At 62.8% G+C, this 15,918-nt stretch carries 10 protein-coding genes; 6 read left to right on the forward strand and 4 right to left on the reverse strand.

Translation table 11 applies throughout. The features are described from left to right. Window positions 1-95 precede the first annotated feature (95 nt). Window positions 96-1,613 (reverse strand): polyphosphate:AMP phosphotransferase, encoded by a 1,518-nt coding sequence (pap, locus tag ABWL43_RS20185; protein WP_145158741.1) that lies wholly within the window; start codon window positions 1,611-1,613, stop codon window positions 96-98. Between the two features lie 155 nt (window positions 1,614-1,768). Here pap and mnmC point away from each other — a divergent pair, with 155 nt between their 5' ends. Continuing rightward, window positions 1,769-3,757 carry a bifunctional tRNA (5-methylaminomethyl-2-thiouridine)(34)-methyltransferase MnmD/FAD-dependent 5-carboxymethylaminomethyl-2-thiouridine(34) oxidoreductase MnmC gene (mnmC, locus tag ABWL43_RS20190; RefSeq protein ID WP_404483922.1) on the forward strand — a complete coding sequence of 663 codons (1,989 nt, stop codon included), beginning with the start codon at window positions 1,769-1,771 and terminating at the stop codon, window positions 3,755-3,757. Window positions 3,758-3,768: 11 nt separating this feature from the next. Here the strand turns inward: mnmC and ABWL43_RS20195 are convergent, their stop codons facing one another. Next, a complete protein-coding gene (locus ABWL43_RS20195) occupies window positions 3,769-8,598 on the reverse strand; it encodes an NEL-type E3 ubiquitin ligase domain-containing protein (protein ID WP_404483925.1) in 4,830 nt (1,609 codons plus the stop codon). Window positions 8,599-8,908: 310 nt separating this feature from the next. Here ABWL43_RS20195 and ABWL43_RS20200 point away from each other — a divergent pair, with 310 nt between their 5' ends. The 4 genes from ABWL43_RS20200 to ABWL43_RS20215 all read left to right on the forward strand — a co-directional run bounded on the left by ABWL43_RS20200 (window position 8,909) and on the right by ABWL43_RS20215 (window position 14,178). Beyond that, window positions 8,909-10,681, forward strand: a complete 1,773-nt coding sequence (locus ABWL43_RS20200) for an N-acetylglutaminylglutamine amidotransferase (RefSeq protein ID WP_404483927.1) — start codon at window positions 8,909-8,911, stop codon at window positions 10,679-10,681. 3 nt (window positions 10,682-10,684) lie between these two features. After that, window positions 10,685-12,433, forward strand: a complete 1,749-nt coding sequence (gene ngg / locus ABWL43_RS20205; protein ID WP_242195481.1) for an N-acetylglutaminylglutamine synthetase — start codon at window positions 10,685-10,687, stop codon at window positions 12,431-12,433. 259 nt (window positions 12,434-12,692) lie between these two features. Continuing rightward, window positions 12,693-13,877, forward strand: coding sequence for an osmoprotectant NAGGN system M42 family peptidase (locus tag ABWL43_RS20210; RefSeq protein WP_404483930.1), 1,185 nt, complete (start codon window positions 12,693-12,695; stop codon window positions 13,875-13,877). A gap of 73 nt (window positions 13,878-13,950) precedes the next feature. Continuing rightward, a complete protein-coding gene (locus ABWL43_RS20215; protein ID WP_064453367.1) occupies window positions 13,951-14,178 on the forward strand; it encodes a YheU family protein in 228 nt (75 codons plus the stop codon). 7 nt (window positions 14,179-14,185) lie between these two features. On the opposite strand, the gene csrA is transcribed toward ABWL43_RS20215, so the two are convergent. Together csrA and ABWL43_RS20225 are read right to left on the reverse strand one after the other, a co-directional pair. After that, complete coding sequence (csrA, locus tag ABWL43_RS20220) at window positions 14,186-14,377, reverse strand: carbon storage regulator CsrA (RefSeq protein WP_369301208.1); 192 nt, start codon at window positions 14,375-14,377, stop codon at window positions 14,186-14,188. Between the two features lie 228 nt (window positions 14,378-14,605). After that, the gene (locus ABWL43_RS20225) at window positions 14,606-15,421 is read right to left on the reverse strand and encodes an SDR family oxidoreductase (protein ID WP_262207934.1); all 816 of its coding nucleotides are present in this window, start codon (window positions 15,419-15,421) and stop codon (window positions 14,606-14,608) included. A gap of 329 nt (window positions 15,422-15,750) precedes the next feature. Between ABWL43_RS20225 and ABWL43_RS20230 the strand changes: the two genes are divergently transcribed. Beyond that, on the forward strand, window positions 15,751-15,903 hold the full coding sequence (locus ABWL43_RS20230) for a DUF3309 family protein (protein ID WP_003236711.1): 153 nt from the start codon (window positions 15,751-15,753) through the stop codon (window positions 15,901-15,903). Window positions 15,904-15,918: the final 15 nt, after the last annotated feature.

Raw genomic sequence — 15,918 nt, forward strand, 5'->3', positions numbered from 1 at the left:
GCCGCTTCGCAGCCCAACGCAGGGCAAGCCTGCTCACCACAAAGAGCCTGCTCACCACAAAAAGCCTGCCAGCCACAGGTCAGCGCCCGCCAACGCTATTTTTTCTTTTTCTTCTTGTCGTGCTTGTCGGTTTTGTCGAACGCCTCTTCCAGCGCGCGGTTGATGGTGCGCAATACCTTGACCCGCGCCCAGCGCTTGTCGTTGGCTTCCACCAGCGTCCAGGGCGAGACTTCAGTGCTGGTACGGTCGACCATATCGCCCACGGCGGCACGGTAGGCGTCCCACTTGTCGCGGTTGCGCCAGTCGTCTTCGGTGATCTTGAAGCGCTTGAACGGGATGTTCTCGCGGGCCTGGAAGCGCTCCAACTGGGTGTCCTTGTCAATCGCCAGCCAGAACTTGACCACGATCACACCGGCGTCGCGCAGCTGCTCTTCAAAGTCATTGATCTCGCCATAGGCGCGCATCCAGTCCGCCGGGGTGCAGAAACCTTCGATGCGCTCCACCAGCACGCGCCCGTACCACGAGCGGTCGAACACCGTGAACATGCCGCGCGCCGGAATCTTCTGCCAGAACCGCCACAGGTACGGTTGGGCACGCTCGTCTTCACTCGGCGCGGCAATCGGCACGATGTGGTACTGACGCGGGTCCAGCGCCGCCGCCACACGCCGGATCGCCCCGCCCTTGCCCGCCGCATCGTTGCCTTCGAACACGGTAACCAGCGCGTGCTTGCGCATGCGCTTGTCACGCATCAGGCCGGAGAAACGCGCCTGCTCGGTGATCAGCTGTTCTTCGTAATCGTCCTTGTCCAGGCTCAAAGTCATGTCGAGGCTGTCGAGCAGGCTCTTCTGATCCACCGAGGCCAACAACGGCGCCGGGTTCATGCCGCTGGCCTTGCCCTTGGGCAACTTCAGCGCATTTTGCAGGCTTTCGAGCAGGATCTTGCCCACGGTGAGGCTGCGGTAGTGCGCGTCAACGCCTTCGATCACATGCCACGGCGCATAGTCGCGGCTGGTGCGGCGCAGGATGCGCTCACCAAAATGCACAAATTTGTCGTAGGTCTGGGACTGCTGCCAGTCCAGCGGGCTGATGCGCCAGCTGTGCAGCGGGTCATCGGCCAACGCCTTGAGCCGCGCTTTCATCTGTTTCTTGGACAGGTGGAACCAGAACTTGAAGATCAGCGCACCTTCGTCGCAGAGCATCTTTTCCAGGCGCTCGGCACCGGCGATGGCCTGGTCCAGGCGTGCATCCTTGATCTCGCCGTGCACACGGCTTTGCAGCATCTGGCTGTACCAATTGCCGAAAAAAATGCCCATGCGGCCTTTGGCCGGCAATTGCCGCCAGTAGCGCCAGGCCGGTGGGCGCGCCAGTTCTTCGTCGGTCTGCTGGTCAAAGGTGCGCACTTCGATCAGGCGCGGGTCCATCCATTCGTTGAGCAGCTTGACGGTCTCGCCCTTGCCGGCGCCCTCAATGCCGTTGATCAAGATAATCACCGGGAAGCGCTTCTGCTGCTGCAGCTCGTACTGCACTTCCAGCAACGCTTCGCGCAGGGCCGGCACTTCGGCTTCATAGGTGTCTTTGTCGATGGCGTGACCGATTTCGGCGGATTCGAACATGGGCAGCTCCGTTTCAAGATGGATCAAGACTAGCGGATTGGGCAACAACGCGCGGGAGGAAATTCCACGCCAACGTGCCGTGGGTCAATTCAAAGCCCATTGATCAGCTAGAATGGCCGCCTTGCTGTTGCCCGCTGTTATTTTATGAGCCGCCCATGACCCCCATCACCCACGCCCAGCTCGACTGGGACGACCAAGGTCGCCCGCACTCGCGGGTCTTCGACGATGTGTATTTTTCCGACCAGTCGGGCCTTGAAGAAACCCGCTACGTGTTCCTCGAACAGAACCGTTTGCAGGCGCGCTTTGCCGCCCTGCCGGTGAACGGGCGGCTGGTGATCGGCGAAACAGGGTTTGGCACCGGCTTGAATTTTCTGTGCGCCTGGCAGCTGTTCGAACAGCACGCGGTGGCGGGCGCGCGCCTGCATTTTGTCAGCGTGGAAAAGTACCCGCTGAGCCACGCCGACCTGCAACGCGCCCTCGCCCTCTGGCCAGAGCTTGCGCCCTTCGCCGAGCAACTGCTGGCGCACTACATTGCCATCCACCCAGGCTTCCAGCGGCTGGTGCTGGATAACGGCCGCGTGACGCTGACCCTGTTGATCGGCGATGCCCTGGAGCAGTTGCCGCAACTGGATGCCCAGGTCGATGCGTGGTTTCTCGACGGCTTCGCCCCGGCAAAAAATCCCGAGATGTGGACCGCCGAACTGTTTGCCGAACTGGCCCGCCTGGCGGCACCTGGCTCGACCATCAGCACCTTCACCAGCACCGGCTGGGTACGCCGGCTGATCAACGCCGCCGGGTTCAAGATGAAACGCACGCCAGGCATCGGGCATAAGTGGGAGATCCTGCGCGGTGAATTCCTCGGTTGGCCGGCCGAAACGCCGCCACCGGCCCACAGCAAACCGTGGTTCGCCCGCCCGGCGCCGGTGCCTGGTGAGCGCAGCGCCCTGGTGATCGGCGGCGGCCTGGCCGGGTGCGCCACCGCGGCCAGCCTGGCGGCACGTGGCTGGCGCGTGAGCCTGCTGGAGCGCCACGGCGCCCTGGCCCAGGAAGCGTCGGGCAACCCGCAAGGCGTGCTTTACCTCAAGCTCTCGGCTCATGGCACGGCGCTTTCGCAACTGATCCTCAGCGGTTTCGGCCACACGCGACGCTTGCTTGAGCACCTGCACCGCGGCGTCGATTGGGACGGTTGCGGCGTGCTGCAACTGGCCTTCAACGCCAAGGAAGCCGAGCGCCAGGCCCAACTGGCCGCCGCGTTTGCGCCGGGCCTGCTGCACCTGCTTGACCAGGCTCAAGCCCAGGCACGCGCCGGCGTGGCGCTCGAACACGGCGGGCTGTTTTACCCCGAGGGCGGCTGGGTGCACCCGCCGGCATTATGCCAATGGCAAGCGCAGCACCCGTTGATCGACGTGCTGCCTCATCACGAAGCCCTCGAGTTGCAGCGCGTTGACGGTCAATGGCAAGCCCTGGCCGGCGACAGCCTGCTGGCGAGCGCGAGCGTGGTGGTGCTGGCAGGTGCCGCCGAGATCAAGCGGTTTGCGTTCAGTGCCGACCTGCCGCTCAAACGCATTCGCGGGCAGATCACACGGCTGGCAGAAACGACGGCGAGCCAGGCGCTGGCCACCGTGGTGTGCGCCGAAGGCTATGTCGCCCCTGCGCGCCTGGGTGAACACACCCTGGGCGCCAGCTTCGACTTCAAGAGCGACGACCTGACGCCCACTGCCGCCGAGCACGCCGGTAATCTGGAGATGCTGCGGGAAATCTCCCTCGACCTGGCCGACCGTCTCGGCGCCGATGCCTGCTCTGCCGAGCACCTGGAAGGCCGCGCCGCCTTCCGCTGCACCAGCCCCGACTACCTGCCGATTGTCGGGCCGCTGGCCGAACGCGAGGCGTTCGACCAGGCCTACGCGGTCCTGCGCAAGGACGCTCGCCACGTGCCGTCCACACCCTGCCCATGGCTGGACGGCGTTTACATCAACAGCGGCCATGGCTCACGTGGCCTGGTCACCGCGCCGCTGTGCGCCGAACTGCTGGCAGCCTGGCTGGACGCCGAACCCTTGCCCTTGCCCAGCAGCGTGGCCGAAGCTTGCCACCCCAACCGTTTTGCCTTGCGCGCGCTGATTCGCAGCAACGCCGGCAAGCCTTAGACCTGGCTGAATCACGGGATCACACAGGGCGACAGGTCGCCGAGTTTCAGCGCCTCCTTGGTCAGGCGCTCAGCTTCGCCCTTATGCGCCGCCTGCTGTTCGCGCAGGATCTGGTTCATCTGGTCAAGGTAGTCGGCGTCGTTGAGCGCGGTGCTTTTTTCAAAGACCGCCTGCAGGCGTTGGTCAAAGGGCTCGTTCAACGCCTCGAACGATCGGCTGAAGGCGACTTTCAAGTGACTGTCCCATAACGGCAGCTCCACCAGGTAGTTCAAGAGCTTGGGTGAGCGCTCCGCCGCCCGGAGTTGTTCTTCGGCGCTGTTGAGCGCTTCGACCGTGACGCCGCCCAGGCGGGCAAAGCGCATGTGCAGGGGCTGACCCGGCAAATGAAACTTGCTGGCCAGCCCTGTTCGGTAGGCCAGGCTGACTTCCAGCGGGTCGGCCTCCGGGTGCGCCTGACTGTGCGATCGTGCGTAGCTGTCCAACTGATCCAGACGAAACAGGCCCTTGGCCAACTTCAGCAGCGGCTTGGCGGTCAACTTGCCACCTTCGACCCCTTTGGCAGCTTCGTGGATCTCCACCAGCACCTCAAGGTTGCTGAAGTTCAGCGCCGCACTGTCATCGCAATTGAGTGGCGTGGCGGCCCGGTCAAAAATTTCATCGCGCAGCTGCGTGTCAGTTCCGGCCGCCTCCAGCACCCGCCAGACGCGTCGTTCCAGGTCCTCACGCACCAGTTGAGCATCGCCGGTGCCGCCCAGTTCGGCCAATAACCGGAACAGGCTCTCAGACTCTGGCTCTTGCTGAAGTCCCGTCCAAACCGCCTCTTTTTGTGTGTACCGCGCAACCGCGCTGTCGGCCAGCCATAATTCCCGGGCTTTCTGCTCGTTGAGGCGAGCGATGTCATCTTCCAGGAAGCCCATGCCGACGCCGGTTCGGCTCCGATAATCGGCCAGGGTCTTTCGGCTGGCTTCATCCAGCGGGTTGTGGCGCAGGTTGATGGCTTCAGCCACAGGGCGTGGCGCGGTGAACAACCAGCCAGGCACGGCCGGGATCTCGTTGTCGCGCAGGTCGAGGTAATGCAGGTAAGGCAGGCGCGGTACCCCACCGGGAAACGCGCGCAGACGACAATGACGCAGCATCAGCTCACGCAACTCGAACATGTGGCCGATGGCAGGCGGGTCGATCAACGGGTTGTTGCTCAGGTTCAAGACCTGCAGGCCGCGCAGGTCAGCCAGCTTGGCGCGGGTGTGTTCGGTGAGTTGCAGGTGGTTGTCGTTGAGGTACAGGTGTTTGAGCGCGGGCATCTGTGACAGTACTTCCGGCAGGCGTGTCACCTCGTTGCTGCGCAGCTCCAACGCCTCGAGCTGCTTGAAGTGCTTGAGAAAATACGCCACGTCATCGTCGAGCCCCATTCTGTTCAACGACAACTGCCGGACATGGGCAAAGCTGACCTGCGCCGGCAAGGTGGGCAGTCGGCCCACGACCAGGCCATCGAGTATTAGGCTTGGCACCTTTACCCCGCTGGCATCGGGCAACAGGAGCGTCTGTCGCCAGCCCTCCTCGATGGCCTGCATCGCCTGGTGACGGCCCAAGCGGTAATCCGCCTGGGGATGGGGTAAACCGGCGAGGGACGTCTCGTCATTGCGCCACGCCTTGAGCGCCCGATGCAGGGCCTCGAACTGTCGCTCCAGCGCCTCCACGGACTGGGCGCGTGCCAGGTGATCGGGGCCTTGACCGTCCAGGAACGTCGCCACCTGCCGCTCGTCAAAACCGGGATACAGCCTGTTGACTTTGCGCACCAGCGCCGCCGGGTGCCGCGTCGAGCGCACCATGGCCTGAACGCACGGCACCGGCGCCGGTTCAGGGAGTGCACGCTCGGGCCATAGATGGCGTGAAAGCACGTGGCGTTCGTCCTCGGCGCACGCCTGGATCGCATCGCGCAATCGACTGGCACGCTCTGCCCCCGACAGGTTCAGCGCTGCCAATTGCGCAGGCGACAAGGTGGCGAGCAGAGCCTGGTAAAACCCGTCCGGGCCTGAGGCCTTTTCGCCCAGTGGCGCACCTTTGTCGTCGAACGCCTGGACCCCATCGCCAGTCTCGACCAGTGTGCGCTGCCACCGTGCATGCTGGCTGCCAGAGGTGCCTAGCAGGTCGCCGATCAAACTGTCCCGGCGTACCTGCACGTGCAAATCCTGCGGCCACCCCGCGACCTTCGCCAGCAGGTGAACGGCCAGCTGTCGCGAGGGGGCTGTCGCCAGCTCCGGCAGATACAGGCCGATCAGCGCCTGGTCTTCTTCCTGCACCGCCAACGCTTCGCGTACCCGTTGTGCGAGCGACAGCGGCACGCGCCGGGTGCTGCGCAGTTGCCAGCGATGCACGGTTGGCGTTTTGGACAACAATTCCCAGGCGATGCGATTGGGCAAGAGCGGAAAATGCGCCTTGAGCAACCCGTGATCTGAATGGGTAATGCCATCCGCTTCCTGATACAGCTGCTGGAAAACCTCTCGGTGGGTGCGCTTGAGCGAGGCCAGTAACTGGCGCGCAAGCACCGCGCCCTGCTCGTCTGGCGGTACCGAGCCGCCCAGCAAGGTGTCGATCTCGTCCGGCGGCAGCACGTCGAGCAGAGTCGCCATCACTGCGCCGTCTTTGAGCGCCTGTTCAGTGATGTGGATGCTCAAGTGTCCATGCTCGAAGGTTGCGCTGCCGGGAAAACGTTCGAGCCGCGCCCCTTGGTGGTCCAGCACCTCGAAAAACCGTCCCTGCGGCCAACCTGGCATCAGCGGCAACGCCAGCAACTGAACGCGCGCGGTGCCTGCATCCGGGCGTGGCTGATGTTCCAGCTGCCAGATCAGATCGCGGACTTGCTGGTTCAAGGCGAAACGCGCCACGCAGTCGTTGAAGCGCTCCGGCAGCGGGCTATTTTGCAGGGCCAGGGCGTGCAGGCGGGAGGGGCCCATGTCGACAATGCTCGCCACGTATTTCAATTGCTCGGGGGGCAGTGCGGCCAGGCGCGGGTTGAGCCGAGTGAGGATGTAGGACGGGGGCACCCACTCCTGAGTGTGTTCGAACGCAAACCGCCAACCGCCCTGGCGGTTGTGCAGCAGGCGCGGACGATAGGCCGTGGTCCGCGTCGGGTGAAGCACATGCCAGTAACCCGACCGCGCATCGTAGGCCACCGAATACACCACGCCCTTGATCCTGACATATGAATGACCGCCGGCCTGGTAGATCCCACGGCTGTTGGCCACCGTCAGGGCGTCGACATCCAGCGTCCGGCCGTAAGGCTTGAGCCGCCGACGCCACAAGCGAGGACCGGCATCAGGCAGTTGCACGGCTTCGACCGCTTCAAAGAACTCCGCGGGATTGGACTTGAACGCCCTGAACACCTTGCCCGCCACCTTCACACCGTTCGCGAACAGGGCCATGGCCGCGAGGTTTTCGGCCACATTGACCAAGTGTTCCAGGCCTTCGGCCTGGTCGCTATGCGTCCAATCATCCACGCCCTCGAAGACCTCGGCGAGCATCTCGCCGACAGCCACGCCCAACATCAATTGCCCGAGCACCGGCACCATCAGGCCGGCGATGTTCAGCATATTCAGGCCCGCCTCCTGATAGCCTTGAAGGCGTTTCTGGCGCGCCTGCTCATCCACTTGCGCCGTCGGCACGGCCAATGCAACGGCGTCCAGCTGGATCTTGCGGGTCAAGGCGCCGAAAAAGAACGGCTCCAGGCCAGTGTCCACCTCCACGGGCTCCACGCGTTCGAGTGTCCTGCGTTTGTCAAAACGCTGGAAAAAACCGAACCGCTCGGCCTCATCCAGGTAGCGAGTGAAGAAGCTGCGATAGGCCGGCACCTGAAGCTTGAGCGTCAGGTAGACGGTCAGATCACCCAGCGTGGGGTATTCGTACCACGGGCGCACGGGCTCGCCTGGCATGTACACCAGCAAGGGCCCCTCGGCAAAGCCGTGCGTGGAAGCATGGCCGAACACCAGCACGCTCCACAGGCATGCCCCATGCACATTGATCCCTTGCCAGACCAGCGGCTTCTCATGGAACAGCACATGCTGCAGGTTCCGCGCGGGCAAGCGTGTATTGAGCAGGGCTTGCAACGCGGTATGGCCGGACTCACTGATATCGCCCTTGGCATGGGCAATCTGCAAGTCGATTTGCATGTCCTTGATCTTGCACTGGCCGACCTCGCCGACCACCGGGTTGTAGGCCCGTTCAGCGCCGTCCTCGTCGTCGCTCCCCGCGAGGTTGAACACCTCACGCAGGTGCCGCTGATAGGCCGCGCCCAGGTCCAGTTCGCGGCAGTACCGCGCAAAGGCTCCAACGCTCAGCGTTGACACGTGTTGGCCCGCCGCTCCCGTTCGAATCACCGCGCCTACGGGCAGCCCCTTCGCCTCGGCCTGGTCCTGGGTAAAATTTTGCATGGCCGCCTGCAGCAGGTTGTGCTTGTCCAGGGACATCGTCTGCAGCCGTACGCCACGGCCGAAGGTCAACGCGGCGAAGTGCCGGTTGGGCAACTCCAGCCAGTCACGTTCGACATTCAGCCCTGCATGCCCTTTTGTTACCAGGAGCGCTTTGAGTCGCTCGGCACAAAATGACCTGAGCGGCATTACACGGCGCAACAGGCTCGCGGCCCGCTCGCGGGGTTGCTGACTGCTGGCATGCGCCGCTTCGAGCGCCTGGCGCGTTGGGGCGGCGGCACTTACCAGCCACGGAGGCAGCGTACGCTGCAGCACGTTGGCCTTGTCCAGGTCGCCAGTGATTTCCAGCAGCGCAGCGGTTATTTTCTCCTGAGAGACAGGCGCAGCGGCCTGGCTTACAGCCGGTTGATGGGTCATCGGCAACAGTCCTTATTGCGTTGGATAATGACCCGGACAATAGCCCTCGCACCGGCGCTGAAGGGTTCAAATAGTCGGTGGATAACGCGGCGCATCCCCCCACTTTTTGCATCCGTGATTGACCTATCTACCGACCCTTGACGGGCGCCCCGGTGGCGCGCGACGTGGCTTGCGGCCACTCAAGGCTCTTTGCCTTATAACGTATTGTTCTAAAACTCCGTGAATCTGCCCGGGTCAGTCTCTGGGTACCCACCCTTTTGGTGCGGTGCCTTTTTTGTCTGTCCCCAACGGAAAAACCGGTAAGGAATATATGTGCGGATTAGCTGGCGAGTTACGTTTTGATCACCAACCTGCCGACCTGGCAGCGGTGGAGCGGATCACCCATCATTTAGCACCACGCGGTCCTGACGCGTGGGGCTTCCATGCCCAAGGGCCGATTGCCCTGGGCCATCGACGCCTGAAAATCATGGACCTGTCGGACGGCTCGGCCCAACCGATGGTCGACGCCCAACTGGGGCTGTCCCTGGCCTTCAACGGCGCGATCTACAACTTCCCGGAATTGCGTCAAGAGCTGGAAGCCCTGGGCTACGCCTTCTATTCCGGTGGTGACACCGAAGTGCTGCTCAAGGGCTACCACGCCTGGGGCGAAGCACTGCTGCCCAAGCTCAATGGCATGTTTGCGTTTGCCATCTGGGAGCGCGACGCGCAGCGCCTGTTCATCGCCCGCGACCGCCTGGGTGTAAAACCTTTGTACCTGTCGCGCACCAGCCAGCGCCTGCGCTTTGCCTCGGCACTGCCGGCGTTGCTCAAGGGCGGTGATATCAACCCGATGCTCGATCCGGTCGCGCTTAATCACTACCTGAACTTCCACGCCGTGGTACCGGCACCGCGCACGTTGCTGGCAGGCGTTGAAAAACTGCCGCCGGCCAGCTGGATGCGCATCGACGCCAACGGCAAGACTGAACAGAAAACCTGGTGGACCCTGCCCTACGGCCCCCATGACGATGAAAAAAACCTCACCCTGGAAGACTGGACCGACCGCGTGCTCGACAGCACCCGCGAAGCCGTGGCCATTCGCCAACGCGCCGCCGTGGATGTCGGCGTGCTGCTCTCCGGCGGTGTCGATTCGAGCATGCTCGTCGGCCTGCTGCGTGAAGTCGGCGTGCAGGACCTGTCGACCTTCTCCATCGGCTTTGAAGACGCCGGCGGCGAGCGCGGCGACGAATTCCAGTATTCGGATCTGATCGCCAAGCACTACGGCACCCGTCACCATCAACTGCGCATCGCCGAAAGCGAGATCATCGAGCAACTGCCCGCCGCGTTCCGTGCCATGAGCGAGCCGATGGTCAGCCACGACTGCATCGCCTTCTACCTGCTGTCGCGGGAAGTGGCCAAGCATTGCAAAGTGGTGCAAAGCGGCCAGGGCGCCGATGAACTCTTCGCCGGTTACCACTGGTACCCGCAAGTGGATGGCGCCAGCGATCCCTATGCCGCCTACCGTGACGCCTTTTTCGACCGCAGCTACGACGACTACGCGGCCACCGTCGCCCCCAAATGGCTGACCGCCAACGATGCTGCCGGTGACTTCGTGCGCGAGCATTTCGCCATGCCGGGCGCCGACGCCGCCGTGGACAAGGCGCTGCGCCTGGACAGTACGGTGATGCTGGTGGACGACCCGGTCAAACGCGTCGACAACATGACCATGGCCTGGGGCCTGGAAGCACGCACGCCGTTTCTGGACTACCGCCTCGTCGAATTGTCAGCCCGTGTGCCCGGCAAATTCAAATTGCCCGACGGTGGCAAGCAAGTCTTGAAAGAAGCCGCGCGCCGGGTGATCCCGAGTGAAGTCATCGACCGCAAAAAAGGCTACTTCCCGGTGCCGGGCCTCAAGCACTTGCAGGGCGACACCTTGAACTGGGTGCGTGAACTGCTGCTGGACCCGAGCCAGGACCGCGGCCTGTTCAACCCGGCCATGCTCGATCGCCTGCTGACCGATCCGCAAGGCCAACTGACGCCGCTGCGCGGTTCAAAGCTGTGGCAACTGGCGGCGCTGAACCTGTGGCTCAGCGAACAAGGAATCTGATTGATGAAACCTCTCGCAGCGGCTTACAGCCAACGCTTGCTGAAGGGCCAGGCGCCGACCTACGAGCGCCTGCAAGCCCGCCTGGCTGAAGATGGCAGCCCCTTGGGCGCCGAACCGATTGCCGTGCATTGCGGGTGGGGCCGGTTGTTGATCGGCCATACTTTCCCGGACCCGGCGAGCCTGGCCCAGGAACTGCTCAAGGAACAGCCTGGCGAGCGCGACATCGCCCTGTATGTGGCAGCGCCCCAGCAGATTCTGGGGATCGATCCGCAGCAGTTGTTCCTTGACCCGTCCGACACCCTGCGCCTGTGGTTCAGCGACTATCGCCCCGCTACCCGCGTGTTTCGCGGTTTTCGTATTCGCCGGGTACAGACCGAAGCCGATTGGGCGGCGGTCAACGTGCTCTATCAGGGGCGCGGCATGTTGCCGGTCGACGCTGAACGCCTGACCCCACGCCATCAAGGCGGCCCGGTGTATTGGCTGGCCGAAGACGAAGACAGCGGCGCGGTGATCGGCAGCGTGATGGGCCTGAACCATCAGAAAGCCTTTCACGACCCGGAAAACGGCTGCAGCCTGTGGTGCCTGGCGGTTGACCCGCAGTGCACGCGCCCCGGCGTGGGTGAAGTGCTGGTGCGCCACTTGGTGGAGCACTTCATGAGCCGCGGCTTGAGCTACCTCGACCTGTCGGTGCTGCACGATAACCGTCAGGCCAAGAGCCTCTACGCCAAGCTGGGTTTTCGCGCGCTGACCACCTTTGCGATCAAACGCAAGAACGGCATCAACCAGCCGCTGTTTCTGGGCCCGGGCCCGCAGGCCGGGTTCAATCCCTATGCGCGCATCATTGTCGAAGAGGCCCACCGACGTGGCATCGATGTGCACGTGGATGACGCCGATGCCGGCCTGTTCACCCTCAGCCATGGCGGGCGCCGCGTGCGTTGCCGTGAATCGCTGAGCGACCTGACCAGCGCCATCAGCATGACCTTGTGCCAGGACAAGAGCCTGACCCACAAAGTGCTCAAAGCCGCCGGCTTGAACCTGCCGTCTCAGCAATTAGCGGGCAGTGCCGACGACAACCTGGAGTTCCTCGACGAACACCAGCGCATCGTGGTCAAGCCGCTGGATGGCGAGCAAGGCCAGGGCGTGGCGGTGGATTTGCAGACCATCGAGGATGTGCAGAAAGCCATCGAAACAGCGCGCCAGTTCGACAGCCGCGTGCTGCTCGAGAGCTTCCATGAAGGCCTCGACCTGCGCATTCTGGTGATCGGTTTTGAAGTGGTTGCCGCCGCGATTCGGCGCCCGGCCGAGGTGACCGGCGACGGTCAGCATTCCATCGGCGCCCTGATCGAAGCCCAAAGCCGTCGTCGCCAGGCGGCCACTGACGGTGAAAGCAAGATCCCGCTGGACGACGAAACCCAACGCACTCTGCATGCCGCCGGTTTTGACTACAGCAGCATCCTGCCGCGTGGCCAGACCCTGGCCGTGCGCCGCACCGCCAACCTGCACACCGGCGGCTGCCTGGAAGACGTCACGGCGATTTTGCACCCCACATTGGTGGACGCTGCCGTGCGCGCGGCGCGTGCGCTGGACATTCCCATGGTCGGCCTGGACCTGCTGGTGCCTGCCGCCGATCAACCTGAGTATGTGTTTATCGAAGCCAACGAACGGGCCGGGCTGGCCAACCATGAGCCGCAACCGACGGCGGAGAAGTTTGTGGATTTGCTGTTTCCGCACAGTCAGCCGACCGCCCAATAACCTGTGGCGAGGGCCCGTCGTGGCTAGCGGGCTTGTTGTGGCAAGTGGGCTTGTTGTGGCGAGCGGGCTTGCCCCGCGTTGGGGCGCGAAGCGGCCCTGACCCTGGCACCGCAGTCTTTCAGCCAGAACGCGTTGGCAGGTTTTGGGGCTGCTTCGCAGCCCAACGCGGGGCAAGCCCGCTCGCCACAACACGCCCACTTGCCACAACAGGCCCGTTCGCCACACAAAATCCGCTCGCCCCCATTCATCAGGAGTCTTTATGAGCCGAACCATCCCCGAACCGGATCTCAACTACCTGCAGAAGGTGCTGCTGGAAATGCTCGCCATTCCCAGCCCTACCGGCTTCACCGACACCATCGTGCGCTACGTTGCCGAGCGCCTGGAAGAGCTGGGGATCCCCTTTGAGATGACCCGGCGCGGCACGATTCGCGCCACCCTCAAGGGCCAGAAAAACAGCCCTGACCGTGCCGTCTCGGCCCACTTGGACACCATCGGCGCCGCCGTGCGGGCGATCAAGGACAACGGCCGCCTGACCCTGGCGCCTGTCGGTTGCTGGTCAAGCCGTTTTGCCGAAGGCAGCCGCGTCAGCCTGTTCACCGACAACGGCGTGATCCGTGGTAGCGTGCTGCCGCTGATGGCCTCCGGGCATGCCTTCAACACCGCCGTGGATGAAATGCCGGTGAGTTGGGACCATGTCGAACTGCGCCTGGACGCCTACTGCGCTACCCGCGCCGACTGCGATTCGCTGGGCATCAGCATTGGTGACTACGTGGCGTTCGACCCACTGCCCGAGTTCACCGAAAGCGGCCACATCAGCGCGCGCCATCTGGACGATAAAGCCGGCGTGGCTGCACTGCTCGCCGCGCTCAAGGCGATCATCGACAGCGGCGAATCGTTGCTGATCGACTGTCACCCGCTGTTTACCATCACCGAGGAAACCGGCAGCGGCGCCGCCGCGGCATTGCCTTGGGACGTGAGTGAATTTGTCGGCATCGACATCGCCCCGGTCGCGCCCGGCCAGCATTCGAGTGAACACGCCGTGAGTGTGGCGATGCAGGATTCCGGCGGGCCGTACGACTATCACCTGTCCCGGCATTTGTTGCGCCTGGCCTCGGAAAACGACCTGCCCGTGCGTCGCGACCTGTTCCGCTACTACTTCAGCGATGCGCATTCGGCGGTCACCGCCGGGCACGACATTCGCACTGCGCTGCTGGCGTTCGGTTGCGATGCAACCCACGGCTACGAGCGCACGCACATCGACAGCCTGGCGGCCTTGAGTCGCCTGCTGAGCGCGTACATCCTCAGCCCGCCGGTATTTGCCAGCGATGCGCAGCCGGCCCAGGGTTCGCTCGACCGCTTCAGTCATCAGATCGAGCACGAGACGCAGATGGAGAGCGATACACGAGTGCCATCGGTGGACAGCCTGGTAGGACAGAAGTCCTGAGGCTGGCAACCTGATACTGGCAAGACGGGTCCCGGCGCAGTAGCATCGCCGGGATTCTACCTCTGAGGCTTTTATGCTGATTCCCTACGACGCACTTGAAGTCGACACCCTGACCCGGCTCATCGAAGACTTCGTCACCCGCGACGGCACTGACAATGGCGATGAAACGCCCTTGGAGACCCGCGTGCTGCGCGTGCGCCAGGCGCTGACCAAAGGGCAGGCGCTGATTGTGTTCGACCCTGAAAGCGAGCAATGCCAGTTGATGCTCAAGCACGACGTGCCCAAGCATCTGTTCGATTGAGGAGGTGCTAGGGGTTGGTTTCAGTTTGCGCGACTTGGCGTTCGAGGATTTTCTGATACACCTCGGCGCGGTGCACGTTGACCCCTACCGGTGCCTGGATGCCGAATTTCACCTGGGTTCCGTTCAGCTCGAGGATATGCAAGGCGATGTCATCGCCGATGGAAATGATTTCGCCTACGGCGCGGCTTAAGACCAGCATGGCGGTTGTCCTTTTGGAGTGACAGGACCTTGACCATGCGCGCTCGGAGGGGGTGCGACAATGGCTTGCCACTAAATCAGGCGAGACCTACGCGAGCTGGTAATTTGCCTGACAGACATCGGCCTCATTGGGCCGGTCGGGTACCTATCCGTTACCGGGGTGTCGCCGGGTAAGGCGCAATCCAGCCGCGCCGCTACCGGCATAACGCTTAGGTACACGCCCAACACCTCAGGCCTTGACCGCCTGAGCCTTGGCCCGCATCTTGTCTGCCATGCTGGTCATCTCGTCATACAGCAGCTGCGGATTTTTCTGCTTCAACGCCCAGGCCATGCGCCCTTGCTCGTGCGGCAAAATCATGAATTCACCCTGTGCCACGCGCTGGTAGATATAGTCGGCAATGTCAGCCGCCGAAATGGGCGAACTCTCCAGCAACTTGCCCACCTGCGCCTTCATCGCCGGCGTCGGCCCACGAAACGAATCCAGCAAGTTGGTCTGGAAAAACGACGGGCACACCACATGCACGCCAATTTCCTGATGCTTGAGCTCGACCAGCAAGCTCTCCGACAACGCCACCACCCCGGCCTTGGCCACGTTGTAATTACTCATGGCCGGCCCCTGCATCAATGCCGCCATCGACGCAATATTGATGATCCGGCCCCTGCTCTTCTCCAACAACGGCAGGAACGCCTTGCAGCCCTTGACCACGCCCATCAGGTTAATCGCGATCTGCCAGTCCCAATCCTCCAGCGACAACTCGGCAAAGAAGCCCCCCGACGCCACACCGGCATTGTTGACGATCACATCGATACCGCCCAATTTCACCTCGCACGCCTGTGCAAAGGCGGTGAGCTGGCTGTAATCACGCACATCGCAGCGCTGCACAAACCCATCACCACCCGCCTCGCGCACCAGCTTGAGCGTTTCCTGCAGGCCCGGCTCGCTGACATCCGACAAGGCCAGCTGCCAACCCTCACGGGCCCAGCGCAGCGCGATTTCGCGGCCCAGGCCGGACCCGGCGCCGGTGATCATCATGCGATTTTGCATAGGAAATAAGCCTTGTGGTTCACATAGGAAGTGACCGGCAGTGTAGCGAAGGTTTTTGCGACACCCACGCACCATCCAATTGATGAATGCCTCGGGCAAACCTGAGGCTCGGTGCGAGGATGGTTTATAGCGTAAGTTCAATAAATTTCAACTAAGCGCACCTGATTGCGAACGCATTAAAAGAAATAAGCAACTTTGCAAAATGCTTTAAAAAAGCAGGGAATTTTCTTTGAAGTGACAGAGTCGGAGTTATTAAGGCGTCCGTAATAAACCCACGGGCCTGTCGTTAATAACCGGTCTTTTCAGAAGGCCCTATAAGGAAAAAAACCATGAGCCTCATTCTGATCATTATCTTGATCCTGCTGTTGGTCGGCGGCCTGCCGGTGTTCCCGCACTCGCGTAACTGGGGCTATGGCCCGTCGGGTATCCTGGGCGTTGTCCTGGTAGTGCTGGTGGTACTGTTGCTGCTCGGTCGGATATAAATTCCGCACAAAAAA

The sequence above is a fragment of the Pseudomonas sp. HT11 genome (genome assembly GCF_044875395.1).
Taxonomy (GTDB): Bacteria; Pseudomonadota; Gammaproteobacteria; order Pseudomonadales; family Pseudomonadaceae; genus Aquipseudomonas.

Excerpts from the sequence above, each read along its gene's own strand:
- pap (WP_145158741.1), bottom strand. The coding sequence starts at position 1,613 with ATGTTCGAATCCGCCGAAATCGGTCACGCCATCGACAAAGACACCTAT.
- mnmC (WP_404483922.1), top strand. The coding sequence starts at position 1,769 with ATGACCCCCATCACCCACGCCCAGCTCGACTGGGACGACCAAGGTCGC.
- ABWL43_RS20195 (WP_404483925.1), bottom strand. The coding sequence starts at position 8,598 with ATGACCCATCAACCGGCTGTAAGCCAGGCCGCTGCGCCTGTCTCTCAG.
- ABWL43_RS20200 (WP_404483927.1), top strand. The coding sequence starts at position 8,909 with ATGTGCGGATTAGCTGGCGAGTTACGTTTTGATCACCAACCTGCCGAC.
- ngg (WP_242195481.1), top strand. The coding sequence starts at position 10,685 with ATGAAACCTCTCGCAGCGGCTTACAGCCAACGCTTGCTGAAGGGCCAG.
- ABWL43_RS20210 (WP_404483930.1), top strand. The coding sequence starts at position 12,693 with ATGAGCCGAACCATCCCCGAACCGGATCTCAACTACCTGCAGAAGGTG.
- ABWL43_RS20215 (WP_064453367.1), top strand. The coding sequence starts at position 13,951 with ATGCTGATTCCCTACGACGCACTTGAAGTCGACACCCTGACCCGGCTC.
- csrA (WP_369301208.1), bottom strand. The coding sequence starts at position 14,377 with ATGCTGGTCTTAAGCCGCGCCGTAGGCGAAATCATTTCCATCGGCGAT.
- ABWL43_RS20225 (WP_262207934.1), bottom strand. The coding sequence starts at position 15,421 with ATGCAAAATCGCATGATGATCACCGGCGCCGGGTCCGGCCTGGGCCGC.
- ABWL43_RS20230 (WP_003236711.1), top strand. The coding sequence starts at position 15,751 with ATGAGCCTCATTCTGATCATTATCTTGATCCTGCTGTTGGTCGGCGGC.